Origin of the sequence: Shumkonia mesophila (assembly GCF_026163695.1) — a bacterium.
Classification (GTDB): domain Bacteria; phylum Pseudomonadota; class Alphaproteobacteria; order Rhodospirillales; family Shumkoniaceae; genus Shumkonia; species Shumkonia mesophila.
Map to the genome: position 1 here is coordinate 459,792 of NZ_JAOTID010000002.1, position 17,767 is coordinate 477,558.

Annotated in this window: 14 protein-coding genes; 11 read left to right on the plus strand and 3 right to left on the minus strand. The window is 64.2% G+C overall.

The window, feature by feature from the left end:
* Positions 1-9: 9 nt before the first annotated feature.
* Complete coding sequence (locus ODR01_RS05450) at positions 10-735, minus strand: thermonuclease family protein (protein WP_316976594.1); 726 nt, start codon at positions 733-735, stop codon at positions 10-12.
* 316 nt (positions 736-1,051) lie between these two features.
* Between ODR01_RS05450 and ODR01_RS05455 the strand changes: the two genes are divergently transcribed.
* Together ODR01_RS05455 and ODR01_RS05460 are read left to right on the plus strand one after the other, a co-directional pair.
* Positions 1,052-3,754 (plus strand): sensor histidine kinase KdpD, encoded by a 2,703-nt coding sequence (locus tag ODR01_RS05455; RefSeq protein WP_316976595.1) that lies wholly within the window; start codon positions 1,052-1,054, stop codon positions 3,752-3,754.
* A gap of 3 nt (positions 3,755-3,757) precedes the next feature.
* Entirely contained in the window at positions 3,758-4,453 is a 696-nt protein-coding gene (locus ODR01_RS05460; protein ID WP_316976596.1) for a response regulator transcription factor, read from the plus strand.
* A gap of 197 nt (positions 4,454-4,650) precedes the next feature.
* Here the strand turns inward: ODR01_RS05460 and ODR01_RS05465 are convergent, their stop codons facing one another.
* Positions 4,651-5,583 carry a LysR family transcriptional regulator gene (locus ODR01_RS05465; protein WP_316976597.1) on the minus strand — a complete coding sequence of 311 codons (933 nt, stop codon included), beginning with the start codon at positions 5,581-5,583 and terminating at the stop codon, positions 4,651-4,653.
* A gap of 178 nt (positions 5,584-5,761) precedes the next feature.
* Here ODR01_RS05465 and ODR01_RS05470 point away from each other — a divergent pair, with 178 nt between their 5' ends.
* The 4 genes from ODR01_RS05470 to ODR01_RS05485 all read left to right on the plus strand — a co-directional run bounded on the left by ODR01_RS05470 (position 5,762) and on the right by ODR01_RS05485 (position 11,670).
* On the plus strand, positions 5,762-6,229 hold the full coding sequence (locus ODR01_RS05470; protein ID WP_316976598.1) for a CYTH domain-containing protein: 468 nt from the start codon (positions 5,762-5,764) through the stop codon (positions 6,227-6,229).
* Positions 6,230-6,250: 21 nt separating this feature from the next.
* Positions 6,251-6,886: a hypothetical protein gene (locus tag ODR01_RS05475; protein WP_316976599.1), complete on the plus strand. Its 636-nt coding sequence runs from the start codon at positions 6,251-6,253 to the stop codon at positions 6,884-6,886.
* Positions 6,887-6,940: 54 nt separating this feature from the next.
* Positions 6,941-8,524 carry an SLC13 family permease gene (locus ODR01_RS05480; protein ID WP_316976600.1) on the plus strand — a complete coding sequence of 528 codons (1,584 nt, stop codon included), beginning with the start codon at positions 6,941-6,943 and terminating at the stop codon, positions 8,522-8,524.
* A 92-nt stretch (positions 8,525-8,616) separates the two neighbouring features.
* The gene (locus tag ODR01_RS05485; RefSeq protein WP_316976601.1) at positions 8,617-11,670 is read left to right on the plus strand and encodes a hypothetical protein; all 3,054 of its coding nucleotides are present in this window, start codon (positions 8,617-8,619) and stop codon (positions 11,668-11,670) included.
* Between the two features lie 25 nt (positions 11,671-11,695).
* On the opposite strand, the gene ODR01_RS05490 is transcribed toward ODR01_RS05485, so the two are convergent.
* Positions 11,696-12,421: a GntR family transcriptional regulator gene (locus tag ODR01_RS05490; protein WP_316976602.1), complete on the minus strand. Its 726-nt coding sequence runs from the start codon at positions 12,419-12,421 to the stop codon at positions 11,696-11,698.
* Between the two features lie 316 nt (positions 12,422-12,737).
* Between ODR01_RS05490 and ODR01_RS05495 the strand changes: the two genes are divergently transcribed.
* Genes ODR01_RS05495 through ODR01_RS05515 form a run of 5 tightly spaced genes read left to right on the plus strand, consistent with a single transcriptional unit; the run spans position 12,738 to position 17,754 of the window.
* The gene (locus ODR01_RS05495; protein WP_316976603.1) at positions 12,738-13,466 is read left to right on the plus strand and encodes a maleate cis-trans isomerase family protein; all 729 of its coding nucleotides are present in this window, start codon (positions 12,738-12,740) and stop codon (positions 13,464-13,466) included.
* 30 nt (positions 13,467-13,496) lie between these two features.
* The gene (gene hydA / locus ODR01_RS05500; protein WP_316976604.1) at positions 13,497-14,930 is read left to right on the plus strand and encodes a dihydropyrimidinase; all 1,434 of its coding nucleotides are present in this window, start codon (positions 13,497-13,499) and stop codon (positions 14,928-14,930) included.
* Positions 14,931-14,936: 6 nt separating this feature from the next.
* Positions 14,937-15,950 (plus strand): TRAP transporter substrate-binding protein, encoded by a 1,014-nt coding sequence (locus ODR01_RS05505; protein ID WP_316976605.1) that lies wholly within the window; start codon positions 14,937-14,939, stop codon positions 15,948-15,950.
* A complete protein-coding gene (locus ODR01_RS05510) occupies positions 15,947-16,477 on the plus strand; it encodes a TRAP transporter small permease (protein ID WP_316976606.1) in 531 nt (176 codons plus the stop codon). Before ODR01_RS05505 ends, ODR01_RS05510 begins: the two co-directional genes overlap by 4 nt.
* The gene (locus tag ODR01_RS05515; protein WP_316976607.1) at positions 16,474-17,754 is read left to right on the plus strand and encodes a TRAP transporter large permease; all 1,281 of its coding nucleotides are present in this window, start codon (positions 16,474-16,476) and stop codon (positions 17,752-17,754) included. The genes ODR01_RS05510 and ODR01_RS05515 overlap by 4 nt, the downstream gene beginning before the upstream one ends.
* Positions 17,755-17,767: the final 13 nt, after the last annotated feature.

The following is a 17,767-nucleotide window of genomic DNA, read 5'->3' on the forward strand; positions in this document are numbered from 1 at the left end:
CAGCGGGGTTCAGTTGTGGAACGGAGCCCGTCCCCCGAGGGCGAGATGACCGTGATGCCAGCCTGCGCTGCGAGCCTCGTCGATGCTGCAGAACGTCCGTCCCTTCCCGGCCTTGACGTCGATCGTCGCGTAGCCGGGATCGAGCGGGCCGAAATACCAGCGATCGGCAGCGGACGACACGACGCCCTTGATCACGCAGGGATCGCGATGGGAGATCGGCTCGGGCAGGAAGGCCAGGCCGGCGACCCGCCGAGGCCAATCCGTGGGAGCGCTTGCCGCCCGGACGGCATCGATTTCGCCCGGCAGCCGCTTGCCGGTCCGCCATTCCTCCGGCGCCACGAAGGGGCCCTTCCAGATGCCCAGCGGGACGTCGCGCGCGCGGCGCTCGACCGCCCGGTAATAGGCGGGCGCATCGGCCATCGCCGTCGCCAGGCCGCTGGCCAGCAGGACCTCGGCGGGATCGGCGGAACCGACCCGGCATACGAAAGCGTCCGTCCCGGCGACGGGAGCGCAATCGGGCTTGGCGTCGGCGATGCCGATCAGTTTGCGGAGCACGAACGCCGCATCGCTCCCGCACGCCGTCAGGTGTCCGCCCGCCTCGCAGGATTGGCCCAGTTCCGGGGCGTCGATGTAGGCCAGGCGGACGATTCCGCCGTTGATTTCCAGGGTGTCGCCGTCGATGACGGCGACCGCCGGGGCCGGCGCGTCGAGGCGGCCAACCACCTTCGGGTACAACGTCCCCGTTCCGTCCCCTTGCGGTCGGTCCAAGACCCCCAGAACAAAAACGCCGACGACCGAAACGATCGCGGCGGCAATCACCGGTGTGTCTAGGCGAATGACACGTTTCCCTCTCAGGTGCAGCCGCACCTCCGCAGCGCGGAGATCCCACACGGCTCAAGGCCGGCTAGAACATCACGACGGGGCATAAAAAAGCCGTGCCGATTGGCCGCTTTCGGGATCAATTCTGTGAAAAATCATTACGTTTTTTTTACAGGCGCGTAATCGGCCGACCGGCTAGACTCCGCCCGACGCCCTGTGCAGGCGAAAACGCATGACCGACAGAATTTATCCCGCCGACCGCGCCCCGCACCCTGCCGAATCCGGCGGGGCCGGCCTGCCGCCGCCGCGGCGCGGCCGCATGAAGGTTTTCCTGGGGTCTGCCCCCGGCGTCGGCAAGACCCATGCGATGCTGCAATCGGCGATCCGCAAGCGTCGCGAGGGCATCGACGTGGCGATTCTTTTCGTCGAAACGCACGGGCGCCCCGAAACCGAGCGGATGGTCGCCCAGTTCGAGACTCTTTCGCACGACCAAGCGGGGGGCGAACGCGCCGTGCCTGGCGTCGATCTGGCCGACGTTCTGGCGCGCCGTCCGCAGGCGGTCCTGGTCGACGATCTCGCGACCCGCGTTATCTTCGACGGCAAGACGGTCCGCCGCCATGCCCTGGTCGCGCCGCTTCTGGAAGCGGGAATCGACGTCGACGCCACGCTCGACGTCCAAAACCTCGAAAGCATCAACGAGAGCATGGCGCGTCTGTCGGGCGTCCGCCTTCGCGACACCGTCCCCGACGACGTCGTCGCCATGGCCGATGAGTTCGAGGTCATCGATCAGCCTCCCGAAGTGCTGATCCGACGCCTCCGCGATGGCCTGATTCACGTCGACGACGTCCTCAGCCGCTCGATGCGGCGCTTCTTCAGCCGCCGCAACCTTACCGCGCTCAGCGACATGGCAAGGCGGGTCGCCGCCGACCGCATGGATGCCCTGGTCTCCGGCGACGACGATGCGCCGTCGACGACGCATGACCACCTGCTGGTCTGCATCAACGACTCGCCGGTCTGGCGGCGGGTGCTGAGGACGGCCCGCCGGCTGGCCGACACCCAGCATGTGCGGTGGACCATCGTCTATGCGCAGACGCCCCGCTACCAGCAACTGGACGAGGCGGCCCGCGACCGCCTGGCCCATGCCATGCGCCTGGGCGAACGCTGGGGGGCCGAGATCGTCACCCTGACCGCGCAGGGCGATGTCGCCGACGAGATCCTCGAATTCGCCGAGCGCCGCAAGGCGACCCGCATTCTGGTCGGCCGCTCGCGATCGCGCCATCTGTCCCGGTTTTTCGGGCATACCGTCGACAGCAAGCTGCTGCGCAAGGCCAAGAACATCGAGGTCACCGTCGTCATTCCCGAGGAGGGCGACGAGGCGCCGCGATGGAGGCTGCCCTTGCGGGAAAGGCCGCGCGGGATTTTTCGCGCCGGGCTGCTGGCGACGGCGGCGGTGGCCGGAGCCCTGGCGGTGGCCCAGGTTCTGTCCGTCTTCATGCCACTGCACAACGTGTTGCTGATCTTCCTGGCCGGCGTCGTGCTGGTGGCGATCCGTGTCGGGCTGTGGCCGTCGATCTACGCCAGCCTGCTCAGCTTCATGGTCTACAACTTCTTTTTCACCGAACCCAACTACTCGCTCTCGGTCACCCATGAGGAAGACATCATCACCATTTTCTTCTTCCTGGTGATGGCGACGCTGACCGGCAACCTGGCCGCCCGGGTCCGCCTTCAGGTCGAGGAGATCCGCCACTCGGCCAAACGCATCGAAAACCTCTACGACTTCAGCCGGCGGGTCGCCGGCTCGGTGTCCCTCGACGATACGCTGTGGGCGGTGGTCACCCACGTTGCCGGGGCGTTGCGCTGCCGTGCTCTGGTCCTGATGCCCGACGCCGACGACACGCTCGATATCGTCTCCGGCTTTCCGCCCGAGGATCATCTCGATGCCGAGGACCGGACCGCCGCCCAGCGCGCCTGGACACAGGGGCGCGCCGCGGGATGGGCCGAGCCCGACAGCGAGGCCGGCGCCTGGCTGTTCATTCCGATGCGCACCGCCTCGGGCCTCATCGGGCTTTTGGGCGTCTCCTTCGAAGACCAGCGCACGCAACTGTCGCCGGAGCATCGGCGGCTGCTCGATGCCGTCGTCGATCAGGCCGCCGTCGCCGTCGAGCGCACCAAGCTGACGGTGGACATCGAGGAGGCTCGCATCTTAAGTGAAACCGAACAGCTGCGATCCGCCCTGCTGTCCTCCGTCTCCCACGACCTGCGCACGCCGCTGGTCTCCATCCTGGGATCGGCCACCAGCTTGGCCAACCTGGGGGATGCCATTCCGCCCCAGGACCGCAGCGAACTGGCCCAAACCATCCTCGAGGAGAGCGAGCGGTTGAACCGCTTCGTGCAGAATCTCCTCGACATGACCCGCCTGGGCTATGGCGCGCTGGAGCCGAAACGCGACTGGATCGACCTGCGCGATGTCATCGGGGGCGCCGTCCGCGACATGCGCCGCTCGCTCGAAGATCTCAAGGTCGAACTTCGATTCGCCGCCGACCTGCCGCTCATGTATGTCGATCCCGTCCTGATCGGCCAGGTGGTCATGAACCTTCTCGACAACGCCGCCAAGCACGCGCCGCTGAACAGCGTCGTTACCGTCAGCGCCGCCCGCCGCGGCGAAGACATCGCAATCAGCGTCACCGATAGCGGCCCCGGCATTCCGCCCGGCGACCGCGGGGCCGTCTTCGACATGTTCTATCGCGTCGCCGTGCGCGACAGCGATGCTCGCGGCACCGGCTTGGGCTTGGCCATTTGCAAGGGGCTGGTGGAGGCCCACGGAGGGGAGATCGCGGCCCGCGCCGGCCCCGATGGAATAGGAACGGAAATGACCTTCACCCTGCCCCTTCGTGAGGTGCCACCGATCCTCGATGCCCAGGATGTGGAGGCCTGATTCATGGTTGATCCCACCGCGAAGATCCTGGTCGTCGACGACGAACCGCAAATCCGCAAGTTCCTGCGCATCAGCCTGAACGCCCACGGCTATGTCGTGGTCGAAGCGGCGCGTGGCGAGGACGGCATCACCCAGTGCGCGACCGAACAGCCGGATCTGGTCATCCTCGACCTGGGACTTCCCGACCTCGATGGGCAGCAGGTGATCGCCCGCATCCGGGAATGGTCGAGGGTCCCGATCCTCGTGCTTTCGGTGCGCACGGACGAAGGCGAGAAGGTGCGCGCGCTGAACAACGGCGCCTACGACTATGTGACCAAGCCGTTCAGCATCGCCGAACTCATCGCCCGCATCCGGGTCGGCCTCAGGGCCCAGGCGGCCGAAGAGACCGTTCCCTCGCGCATCGACGCCGGCCCGCTCGTCATCGATCTGCCGACCCGGTCGGTCATGCTGGAAGGCCAGCCGGTGAAACTCTCCAAAAAGGAATTCGAGATCCTGCGCCTGCTGGCCGTCAACGCGGGGCGGGTCCTCACCCACCAGTACCTGTTGCGCGAGGTATGGGGACCGGCGCAGGCCGAAGAGAACCACTACCTGCGCGTCTATGTCGGCCATCTGCGCCAAAAGCTGGGCGACAGTCCGGACAATCCCCTCTACATCGTTACCGAGCCCGGCGTCGGCTATCGGTTCGTGGGCAGCCGGTAGTTTCATCGACCGGGGGGCCGTCAGATTTTCATTTTGAGGCCGACGGCCGGCAACGCGTCGGCGACGACGCGATATTCGTTTTCGGGCAGTCATCTTCTTATAAGACATCATATGACTTTCCCCGTCGATTCACACGAGAGGCGCAAACGGCGTAAATCGATTCATCGTTCTTTTGGCACTCCGGGCCAAAACAAAAGCTATGGGGCGGAAAATGGATGACTGGGGCCTTGTTTCAGGCTCTTCGCCTTTGAAAAGTCCTTGAACTCGGACAGCAGTTCCAGAAAAACGCGGGCGGCAAGGCTGGGAATCGTTCCCCCGTATAGGTACAGGCTGTATTCCATGTCCGAGGTCAAGCCGAGCGCGGGCAGCCGGACCAGCCGTCGCGACTGCGGCGCCACCTTGATCGTGCCCTCGGGCACGAACGTCAGGCAGCCGTTCATGGCAAGCTGGATGGCGGCCTCGATCCGGCCGACCTCGATCAGGCTGTCCGGCAAGGGGACGCTTCCGAACCACTCGGCGACGCAGCGCCGCGTGTAGGTGCCCTCCTCGCGGACCGCCAGAATGTGATCGCGCAGGTCTTCGGGCCGCACCTCGCCGCAGCCGACCAGCGGGTGATCGGGGGGCGCGATGAGAGCCAGACGCTCGACGTGGATCGGCACCGCCCCGAGGCTGGCCGGCCGATTGGTGATGCCGCCGGCGAAGCCAAGCTCGACCGCGCCGCTTTCGACCAGGCGAAGGACTTCCGCGCTGTTTTGAAAGCAAACCGAGATCTGCACCAGGGGATGGCGCCTCTTGAACTCCATGACCACCGGCGGCAGCAGGTAGGCCATGTACGTCGTGGCGCCGATCCTGAGGCGCCCGCGCTTGAGCGCGCTCAGTTCCTTCAGCGCGAACTCCGCCTCCTCCACCGTCTTCAGGATCGCCTTGGTGTGCCGCCACAACTCCTCGCCTTCGGCCGTCAGGTGGATGCGCTGTCCGTGGCGGACGAACAGCTTGACGCCGAGCTTTTCCTCCAGCGCGCGGATGTGCTGGCTGACGGCGGGCTGGGTGACGAAGGTGTCGCGCGCCGCCTGGGTGAAGCTTCCGGTTTCGACGACGGCCAGAAAGGTGGTGAGCAGCGTCATGTTCATGGCGGCATTCTCCTCCCATCGAAGCCATAAGTATTAGCTTATGGAGAAGATAAAAAAAGATAATTTGTTATGGGGGATGCGCGCTCCTATCGTGACGGCGGTTCAACACAAATGCCCACGATCTGTGGGGTCGAGGGGCGGGCCGCATGACGGCTTCCGCCCGGCGGGAAGGACGGGAATGGCCAAGGAAATCGAACGCAAGTTTCTGGTTGAGGGAGAGGGCTGGCGCGCGCTGGCCGAGGGAAAGCTCTATCGCCAGGGTTATTTGAACAGCGTCAAGGAACGGACCGTGCGGGTGCGGACCGTGGGTCAGAAAGGCTTTCTGACCATCAAGGGAATCACCGTCGGCGCCACCCGCGTCGAGTACGAGTACGAAATTCCGCTCGGCGAGTGCAACGCGATGCTCGACGACTTGGCCGAGAAGCCGATCATCGAGAAGAAGCGCTACGCCATCGCCTTCGGCGGCCTGACCTGGGAAGTCGACGAGTTCTTCGGCGAGAACGCCGGCCTCATCGTCGCCGAGGTGGAACTCGGCAGCGAGGAGCAGGTTTTCGAAAAGCCGTCATGGGCCGGCAGGGAAGTGACGGGCGACCCCCGCTATTTCAACTCGAACCTCATCGCCCATCCCTACTCCACCTGGAAGTGAAGAGTCGCCGAGGAAACCGTCATGGCTGATGTACTTGCCAAGAATGCCCCAACGTCGGCGGCCGAAGCCGCCAAGATCGCTCCGCGCGCCGAATTCCGGGTATTCGGTCACGGCGTGATCGATATCGTGCGCAAGAACATGTGGGAGGCCTCGGCCGTCCTGTTCAAGGCGCGCAAGATGCCGGCTGAAACCTATTTCCTGTCACGCCACACGGACGAGGCCAACGTCAAGGTCCGGGACGGGCTGCTGGACATCAAGACCAAGGTCGGCACCACCCCGCAAGGCTACGAGATCTTCCAGCCACGCGGAAAATTCCAGTTTCCCGTCAAGGCGGACGAGCTTCGCGAGATCATCCGTCACCTGAAGGTGTCGATGGATCTCGATCGGGAATCCTACACGTTCGACCAGTTCCTCGACCTGGCCAGGGCTCACCCGGACCTCGTCCCGGTGACGGTCGAGAAGATGCGCTACGGCTTCAGCGTCAACGGCATCATCTGCGAATACGCCGAAGTCTGGTTCAACGGCGCGCTCGTCGAATCCGCGTGCTGTGAAAGCGAAGACCACGAGGGCATGAGCAAAGCCATCGCGGCCCTCGGTATCGGGGGAATGCCCAATACCAACTACCTGCGGGCGGCCAAGCGGATCGTCGGCCTTTAGGGGCCGGCTCCGCTTGCGCGACCAAGCCCGCGCTCAATGGGAGGAGTCCTAATTATGTCACCAAGCAAGATCGTCGCGAGCGCTGCCGCGGAGACCTTCGATCCGCTGGATCTCCGGAACTACTCGCTGGAGAGATTCAAGGAGATCAAGCCCGGCAGGATCATGGAATCCCTCAAGCTCTACGGGGTTCCGATCGCCATCATCGCCTTCTTCTTCTTTCACTTCAAATGGAGTGGCGAGATCGACGTTTTCGAGGCGCAGAAGGTTCCGCAACTCTGCTACAGCGCGCTCGGCATCTTCATCGCCTCTCTCGTCCTGTGGCTGACCGAGACCATTCCGAACTTCCTGACCTCCCTGATCGTCATCGTCGTCGCCATCGTGACCGGCACGATGAAGATGCGGGAAGCCTTCGCCATGCTGGGCGAGCCGGTGATGATCCTGAACATCGCCAGCTTCATCCTGGCCAGCGCCCTGGTGGCGACGGGGCTGGCGAAGCGGGTTTCGCTCTACCTGGTGCTGAAGATGAACGGCAACGTGATGATGCTGTTCTGGAGCTTCATCCTGCTGAACCTCTTCTTCGGCGCCTTCATCAGCGCGACGTCGGCCAAGACGGCGCTGCTGTTGCCGCTGTTCATGGTCATCTCGGCCATCTTCGGGGCGACCGGCGGCGAGAAGCGGAACAACGTCGGGCGCAACATGGTGCTCCAGAACCTGCTGGCCAACAACGTCTCGGCCAGCGCCTTCATGACCGGCTCGGCGGCCAACCTCGTTGCGGTGGCCCTGATGGAAAAGGCCGGGGCCGGCGTTACCTATGGCCAATGGCTGATGGCGTTGCTGCCGCTGGCGATTATTCAGTGCGCCATCTCCTGGTGGACCGGCACCAAGTACATCTTCCCGATCTCCAAGGAAGATGCCAAGCCGCAGTTCGAGGGCGGATTCCACCTTCTCCAGGAGGAATACCGGAAACTCGGGCGCATCACGATCGACGAGATCAAGGCCTCCGTCGTCTTCGTCACCGTCCTTCTCCTGTGGGCGACCGGCGGTCTGCACGGCATCAAGGCCGAGGTCATCGCGCTGGGCGGGGCGTGCTTCGTCTTCCTGCCCTCGATCATGAATTCGCCGCGCATCGGCGTCATCAAATGGAACGATGCCGACATTCCGTGGCACATGCTGATGTTCAGCTGGGGCGCCTATGTTCTGGGCGGGGTCGTCGAGAAGTCGAAGATCGTCGATATGTGGATCCACGGCATGCTCGACTCCTGGCAGATCGACGGCAACGCGCCCGGCATGAAGCTGATGGTGTTTGCCATCCTGGCCGGACTGTTCGGGGTGACCACCCTGATCAGCGAAAGCAAGACGGCGCGCACCATCATCATGTTCCCCATCATGATCACGGTGGCCAAGAAGTTCGGCTGGGACGTGGTCGGCTTCTGCCTGCCGATGGCGTTCATGATCAACCAGGTCTACGTCCTCTATTTCAACTCGAAGCCCGCCAACATCAGCTACCTGCTCGATCACTATTCGAGCGGCGAATCCTTCAAGTTCGGTATGATCCAGCTGGTCCTGATCTGGATCGTGCTGATCCTGTGGACGCAGTACGCGATGCCCATCATGGGCTTCAACAGTCAGCTCTGGTGAAGCTGGGCGCGGGATTACGTTTCCTCCAAACTGGCAGATACGGACCGGCCCCAAAAAAAACGGGCCGGTCCGTTTCCTTTTCGAGGGGTACAATGAACGGCATCTTGTTCGACCAGCGCGATTTCGAGCTGGTCCGGATGGTCAACGCCTATGCCGACCGCGACCCGGCGGGCGAGCAGCGAGACCGCCGCGTCCGGATTCTGAACTTCCATCCGAACGGCTTGCGCGAACTGACGTCGCGCAAGGCGTTCCGGGTGGCGCAGGCGGTCATGGGCCTCCTGGACACCCGGCCCGCGTCGACGCCGGAGGAACGGCTCGAAGCGCTGCGGGTCCTCCGCAAGGAAGCGTGCAGTTCGGCAAGTTCGCCCCTCAGGTTGAACACCGCCCGCGTTCTCATCCAGCTCATGAAGGAACTGTTGCGGGCGCGCGGCCACGGGGCCGTCCAGCTTGGGCTTGCCCACGATTTTCACAAGGCGGCCAGCGGGCGGCCGCGGATCGTGCGCGCCCTCCTCCGGCGGCTCAACCTTCTCGAGATGCCCGAAGCCTGGAACCAGCGGACCTTCGACTATCATGTCCGGGATTCCCACAGCTCGGGCCGCAAGTCGCCGACCCATCTGATCATGGATGCCTGGCTGAAGGGCATCCGCACGCTCAAGGTCATCTACGAGAACTATGCGCCGCCCGTGGCCGCCCAGGAACTCATGGACGCGGCCGACATCATGGAGGTGACGGTTCGCATCGGCATCCGGTTCCACCGCCCTTTCCGGGGCCGCCGGGTGACGCTGGTATGGACGCCACGCGGGTTTTCCGGTCCCAAGGGATTCCGGGAATTTCTCGAAAAGCCGGAAATGCGGGCCCTGATTTCGGCCGGAAAGGCGGTCGAGGCCTGCGAGCGGGCGCGGTTTGCCCGGTTGGTCGATCTTTACAACCGCGACTATCGCATCACCGTGAACCGCCGCTTCCGCCTCGACGTCCCGGCGCTGGACCCCGCCGAGTTCGAGACCCTGGTCGGCGAGGCGCAACCGTCGTGGGCGCATCTGGCGGATTGCATCCATCGCCGGACCGTCGCCGGCATGCGCGCGCGCCTGGACAACGCCGAAACCTCCGCCGCGACGGAAAGCGACGAGGAACGGGGGCAAACGGCGGAATGTTGCGAGGCGATGGAACGCTTCTCGCCGGCGACCGTTCTCGATGAGTGGTTGAACCAGGCGCTGGCCGCGACCGAATTGGGAAAAGCCGCGGCGGGCGATCCCTTTGCCGACGAGGACCCGCCATCCCTCCTGGAGCGGCTTGCCGGCATCGCCACCGACTACCGGGCTTCGCTCGACACCCGCGACATCGAACCGGCGCGGGTTTTGCAATTGCTCCATCTCTGCAAAGGCCGCCTCACCCACCTGGAACTGTTCAGCCTGCAAACCTACCGCCCCGAGCACCTGCCGCAGCTCTCGGCGATGAACGATCTGCGCGAGGCGGTCAATTCCGGCAGCCCGTCGCGGCTCAAGCGTCTGGTTTCGGGTTTCCTCGAAAGCACGCCGTCCGAAGCGGAGGAGGATGCGGCCTGCCTGCGCGACCTGTTGCGTTCGATGCCGGCCTTCCTCGCTCATTACCGCGGGCGGCCGCTCAGCACCTTCATCAGCAGCAATTCATCCGGCCGTTCCGATTGGGGCGGCCAGCACGGCATGGGATTCGCCATCATCGAAACGCTGCCGGTCCGCGAACAACGGGCCTGCTTCCGAGGGGGGCAGCGGAGATTGCTGCCGCTTCGCTACGGTCTGGTCGAAAGGGTGAGGCGGGAAGCCGGCCATGCCGTGGAGCGCAGCGCGCAACTCGCCCGGGTGGCGCCGCTGGCGTGGATTGCGTATTGGTGGCTCCGGCTGACGGACGTGTTCCGTCCGGCCAAGCGGGGGTGGGTGGCGCCGCTGGAAAGCCTCGCCGTCACTGCCCGGGGCAACGTCGTCCCGCTGGGCGGATTCGGGGTGTTCGCCGGCAACGACCTGGGGCTGAACGGCAACACGCCCGGCCGTCGTATCGATTTGCGGTGGCGGTACGTCAACACCGTCCTGGTCAACAGCGCCCTGATCCTGGCCGGGTTCGTTTCCGCCTTTCTGGCCTTCCAGTACACGCAGCAGGGCTTTCTGGCGTACTGGGGAGCGCCGCTGTGGTTCGCGGTGACCGGCAGCCGGAACATCCTGCAGGCGGTCATCGCCGGCGGCGGATTGCGTCGCTATTCGGCCCTGACCTGGAAGGACTATGTCAGCTGGGGCAGGCTGTCCGAGTCCCTGTTCTACACGGGCTTTTCGGTGCCGCTGCTGGAAATCGGCGTCCGCTACCTTCTCCTCCAGCGGGGGTTGGGCCTGACGGCAGCGAACAGTTCGCTTGCCGTCTTCCTGACCCTCGCCACGGTCAACGGCGCTTACCTGATGAGCCACAACCTCTATCGCGGCCTGCCGTCGGCGGCCGCCTATGCGAATCTGGGCCGGAGTGTCTGTGCCGTTCCCGTCGCCATGGCCTACAACTATGGCCTGCTCCTTTTGCTGCAATTCTTCGACGTCGGCGACGTGGCTGTGGTGCTGGCGGCGACGACCAGCCTGGTTGCGAAGACCGCCTCGGACACGGTGGCCGCCGTGCTCGAGGGCTATTTCGACCGCCGGGCGACGCGGCGCTTGCGATCGCGCGATTTCCGCGACGTCCTGTCGCGACTGGCCGCCTGCCAGGCCTCCCTGGAGTATTTGTTCCCGCGCGAGAACGGTCCCGACGTGCTGCGTCATCCCGAGCGGTTGATCGGGTCCGAGAACCCGGCCGTCAGGCAACTGGCGGAGGAGATCACCGTCCATTGCCTCGACCTGATGTACTTCCACTTCTACCAGCCGTTGTCGGCTCAGACCTTCCTCGGGCTGTCCAAGCAGAAGGTCCGCGAGGAAAAGGAACTCGTTCTTCTGGCCCAGACGCTGGTCGCACAGGAAGAGTATGTGACGCGCCTGTTCGTCGACGGCGTTTTCGGGCCGAACTTCGGGCCGGCGCTTGCCTTCTATCTCGGCCATTTCCGCAAGTACGGGGATTTTGTCCGCAAGGCGGTCGCCGCCGGAAATGACGATTCCGAAGGCAACGCGCGCGCGGCTCGGCGGAGTTTCGCCGAGGCGGCGTAACGCCGATCCGCAGGCCCCAGGGCGTCTAGTGGTCGGTACGGGCGGGGCCCGAGGCGACGAAGAACTGCTTGACCACCGCGCCCGTTCGCCGCACGTGGTTGAGGATCAGATCCCCGGCGGCGACCGAATCGCGGGCCTCCAGCGCCCGCATGATGGCCCGGTGCTCCTGGACCGATTCGTGCCAGCGCTCCGGCGACTGGATGGCCATGTAGCGGGCCCGGCGCACCCGCACCATCAGGCTGGCGTGGGTGGCTTCGAGGACCGAGTTGCCGGCCAGCGACACGATGGTGTTGTGGATCTGCTGGTTCAGGCGGAAGTATTCGTGCCGCTCGCCGGCGTCGTAATGCCGCTCCATCCGCTCGTGCAGCGCCTTCAGTCGCTCGATGTCGCGCTCCGTCATGCGCAGCGCGGCCAACTCGCCGGCCAGACGTTCGATGCCGCTGACCGCCTCGAAAAGCTCCCCCACCTCCTCGGGCGTGATGGCGGAAACCCGCGTCCCGCGATTGGGGCGCAACTCGACCAGCCCTTCCGAAGCCAGAACCTTTAAAGCTTCCCGCAACGGCGTGCGCGAAATGCCGAACTGTTCACTCAGCGCGCCCTCGTTGATGCGCTCGCCCGGCGGCAGTTCCCCTTCGACGATCATGTCGCGGATCTGGTCGGCGACGTCGCGATGCAGCGAGCGGCGTTCGATCGAGCGCCGGCCGCGACGCGACAGGGGGCCGTTGAGGGTGGGCGCTTCAGTCGGTGGCATAATTTTAGCCTCTCGCGTCTTTCCGGGGACCGGAGCGAAAACGCCGGAGTTCGGCGCTGTTCCTGCCGTCCACTTATACCTTCCGCGTGACCGAATCAAGAAGATGCCCATCAAAGCGGCACGCTTCGCTCATAAAATAGGCTACTGTATGAGAAAAAATCTATTTAAAACAATATGTTGACTCCTATATGGATTTTTAATTAAAAATTATTGGTGTGTGGTTAGGGATTCGGTATACTGGTTGCGGCCGGGCAGACGGGGCCGGCGGGCCCATCAGTCGAAGCCGCAAAACCGCAATCGGAAGGTTCAAGAAAAGATGACCAAACGCGTTCTCCTTGGCATGCTCACCCCCTCCTCCAACACGGTCCTGGAGCCGGTGACCAGCGCCATCCTGGCGGGCGTCCCCGACGTGACGGCCCACTTCGGCCGCTTCCGCGTGACCGAAATTTCGATGAATTCGTGCGCGCTCGGGCAGTTCGAGAACGGGCCCATCCTGGCCGCCGCCAATCTGCTGGCCGACGCCAAGGTGAACGTCATTTCATGGAACGGCACCTCGTCGGGCTGGCTGGGATTCGAGGCCGACGTCAAGCTGTGCGAGGAGATCAAGGCCCACACCGGCATTCCGGCCAATACCTCGGTGCTGGCCTTGAACGAGATTTTCGAGATCACCGGCGTCAAGCGCTTCGGCCTGGTGACGCCCTATCTCGACGAGATCCAGGAAAAAATCATCGTCAATTACGCCAAATCCGGCTTCGAGTGCGTCGGCGAGCAGCATCTCAAGGACCGCGGCAATTTCTCGTTCTCGGAATACAGCGAAGAACGCATCGCCGAACTGATCCGTATGGTGGCGAAGTCGAAGCCGCAGGCGATTTCGGTCTTCTGCACCAACATGCGCGGCGCCTTGGTGGCCGAGCGGATGGAAAAGGAACTCGGCATTTCGATCTATGACACGGTGTCCACGTCGGTGTGGAAGTCGATGAGGATGGCCGGCGCCGACCCCAAGCGCATCAAGGGATGGGGACGCCTGTTCACCGAGGTCGGCTGACCGAGGCGTCCGCACAAAGGGGGGCGACACATGTCCGATTTCGATCTGGTGATCCGCAATGGAAAGGTGGCGACCGCCGCCGACGTGTTTTCCTGCGACCTGGGCATTGTCGACGGCCGCATCGTGGCGATGGCCGAGGGGATCGGCCCTGGGGCCGGCCGCGAGGAAATCGACGCCGCTGGCAAGCTGGTGCTGCCGGGCGGCATCGACGCCCACTGCCACTTCGACCAGCCGACCGGCGATGGCTCGCAGATGGCCGACGACTTCCTGAGCGGCACCGTATCGGCGGCCTGCGGCGGCACCACCACGGTTATCCCCTTCGCCCTGCAGGCCAAGGGGGCGTCCCTGCGCGCGGCGGTCGCGGACTATCATCGGCGGGCCGAAGGCAAGGCGGTCGTCGATTACGCTTTCCACCTGATCGTCAGCGATCCCAGCGAACAGGTGCTGGGCCAAGAACTCCCTGCCCTCATCCGGGACGGCTACACCTCGTTCAAGATCTACATGACCTACGACGACCTGAAGCTGGACGACCGCCAGATTCTCGATGTCCTGGCGCTGGCCCGCCGCGACGGCGCCATGGCGATGATCCACGCCGAAAATTCGGACTGCATCGCCTGGCTGACCGACAAGCTGGAACTGGCCGGCCAGACGGCCCCCTATTTCCACGCCCTGTCGCGCCCGCAAGTGGCCGAGCGCGAGGCGACGCACCGGGTCATCTCGCTGGCCGAGTTGGTCGACGTGCCGATCCTTATCGTCCACGTCTCCGGCCGCGAGGCCATCGAACAGATCCGCTGGGCCCAGGGCCGCGGCCTTCGGATTTACGCGGAAACCTGCCCGCAGTACCTGTTTCTCACCGCCGAGGACCTGCACCTCGACGGCTTCGAGGGCGCCAAATGCATCTGCAGCCCGCCGCCCCGCGATGCCGCCAACCAGGACGCCGTATGGGATGGCCTTGAGAACGGCGTCTTCCAGCTCTTCTCGTCGGACCATGCGCCGTTCCGCTTCACGGACCCGAAGGGCAAGATGCTGCGCGGCGCCGAGGCCCCATTCCGCCACGTGCCGAACGGCATTCCGGGGGTCGAGACGCGGCTTGCCCTGCTGTTTTCGGAAGGTGTCGGCAAGGGGCGCATCACGCTCACCCGGTTCGTCGAACTGACGTCGGCCAATCCCGCCCGCCTCTATGGCCTCTATCCGCGCAAGGGGACGATCGCCATCGGTGCCGATGCCGATCTCGCCATCTGGGATCCGGAACGCGAGGTCACCATCACCAACGCCATGCTGCACCACAACGTCGACTACACCCCCTACGAGGGTAGAAAAGTGCGGGGTTGGCCGGAAACCGTCGTGTCGCGCGGCGAGATCGTCGTTGAGGGCGGCGGCTTCGTCGGCGCCGCCGGGCGCGGCCAGTTCCTGAAATGCGAATCGCCGGTACCGGCACGCCCGAAGGGGCGAATGGACGTGTAGGAAACCATGGAAAAGGGAGTCACGAAGATGCGGAAATATCTCAACGGATTGGGAGCGACGGTCGCCGCGGTCGCCATGCTGGGCATGGTCACGGCGGCCCACGCCGAGAAGGTTCGGATCGCCGGCAACTTCCCGAGCGACCATTCCAGCAGCCAGGCCATGAAGATCTTCAAGGAAGAGGTGGAGAAGGCCACCAAGGGCGAGCTGACGGTCGACCTTTTCCCCGACATGCAGCTGGGCGGCGCCCAGGAGAACATCGACCAGGTACGCTCGGGCACCGTGTTCGCCACCTGGATCAGCATCGCCTTCCTGTCGCGCACGGTACCCGAACTTGAAGCCGTCAGCCTGCCCTTCGTCTTCGCCAACCGCGACCAGGCCTTCCGCGTCATGGACGGCAAGGTCGGCGAACTCCTGGACAAGAAGCTGGCCGACAAGGGCTATACCTCGCTGGGCTACATGGAACTGGGCTCGCGCAACGTGACCAACAGCGTCCGCCCGCTCAAGACGCTCGCAGACTTCAAAAATCTGAAAGTCCGCCTGCAGCCCAACGAAACCCACATCGCGACCTTCCGGGCCATCGGCGCCAATCCGGTTTCCATGGACATCAAGGAGGTCTATTCGGCCCTCCAGCAGGGCGTTCTCGATGGCCAGGAGAACCCCTACAGCATCATCGAAACGCGGCGCTTCGACGAGGTTCAGAAGTACCTCTCGGACTCCGGCCACTTCTTCGATTTCATCATCATCGCCGCCAACAAGCGGAAGTTCGAAGGCTTCAAGCCCGAGGTCAAGGATGCCGTTCGCGCCGCCATGGCGAAGTCGATCGCCTGGCAGCGCAAGAAGGCGGCCGACGAGGACATCGCGGCGCGTGACACGCTGATCAAGCGGGGCATGCAGTTCGACTCCATTTCCGCCGACGTGCGGGCCGAACTCACCAAGGCGACGTCGGACGTCGTCGGCGGCCTGCGCAAGAAGATCGGCTCCGACATCATCGACGCGGTCATGGCCGAGGCCCGGAAATGACTTCCACCTGCCAGGGGCCGGCTTCGGCCGGCCCCCTCTTCCTGCTTAGGCGGGGACTCGCGGCCTACGACCGCATCGTCTACGGCGTCATCATCGCCGCGATGACCGGTATGACCGGGCTGGTCGCCGTCCAGGTGTTCGTTCGCTACGTGATGTCGTCCTCGATCGATTCGGCCGACGAATTGTCGCGCCTGTTCTTCATCTGGGCGATGTTCATGGCCATCCCGCACGGCATCAAGTTGGGCATCCACGTCAGCATCGACGTCCTGATCAAGAAATTGAATCCGACCGTTCAGGAGACGCTGTTTCGCCTGATGTGCGTGGCCAGCGGCGTGCTCATGATTCTGGTTTTCTACATGACGACCTTCGTCGTGGCCGATAAATGGCAGGAACTGATGCCGACCCTCGATGTCACGGCGGCCGTTTATTACATCCCGGTCCTGCTGTCGGCCGGGCATTCCTTCCTGCACCTCGCCATTTTCGCGTGGGGCGGGTCCAAGATCTGGGGGGAGGCTATCGCGCAATGACCCTCATCGTCGTTGCCACCTTCGCGGTCTTCGCCCTGCTCGGCATGCCGCTGGCGTTCACCCTCGGGTTTGCCTCGCTGGGTGCCCTTTACGCCGCCGACATCGAGTTCCTTGTGCTGCCGCAGCGCATGATGCATGCCGTCGACAACTTCCCGCTGATGGCCATTCCGCTGTTCATGCTGGCAGGCGAACTGATGGTCAAGGCCGGCATCATGCAGCGCCTGATCGACTTCGCGAACAGCATCGTCGGCCGCGTTCATGGCGGGTTGGCCCATGTCACCATCGTCGCCGGTATGATTCTCGCCGCCGTCAGCGGCGCCGCCGTCGCCTGCGCCAGCGCCTTGGGTGCCACCATGGTCCCGGCGTTGCGCAAGCATTACGAGGACGGCTACTCCAGCGCGGTGATCTGCTCGGCGGCCAACCTCGGGCCGATCATCCCGCCCAGCAACGCCATGATCGTCTATGCGCTGATGGCCGGTTCCAGCGTTTCGGTCGGCGGTCTGTTCATGGCCGGCGTCGTGCCGGGGCTCATCCTGACCACCGGCTTCATGGGGCTGGCGAGTTTCATCTCGTGGCGGCGGGGCTATTCCCTGACGGGGGAAAAGTTCAATCTGATGAATGTCCTGCGCCAGTCGCGCAAGGCATTCATCATCTTCATGATGCCGGTGATCGTGGTGGGCGGCATCGTCGGTGGCGTGTTCACGGCGACCGAAGGGGCCGCCATCGCAGTGGTCTATGCCGTGGCCGTCGGCTTTTTCATTACCCGCGCGCTCAAGCTGTCCGACCTGCCGGGGGCCCTCTTCCGCGCCGCCGTGACGTCGGCCATGGTTGGCGCCCTGATCGCTTTCGCGGCGACGGTGACCTTCGTCTTCACCATCGACATGGTGCCGCTCAAGCTCTCGGAGATGATCCAGGGCTTCACCAGCAACCCGTTGGTGTTCATGCTGCTGGTCATGGTGATGCTGATCGTGGTCGGCATGTTCATCGAATCGAACGCCGCCTACATCATGCTGGTTCCCCTCTTCGCACCGATTGCGGTGGCTTACAACATCGACCCCCTGCTCTTCGGGTTCCTGTTCGTGCTCAACCTGGTGGCCGGCATGATGACACCGCCCGTCGGCGTGCTGCTGTTCGTCATGTGCGGCATCACCCGCATCTCGATGAGCGAACTGATCCGCAGCAGTTGGCCGTTTATCGCGCTGCAATACGTGGTGCTGGGTCTGTGCATGGTGTTCCCCGACTTGGTGACGTGGCTGCCACGCTACCTCGGGTTCTAGGCATTCGTCCGTC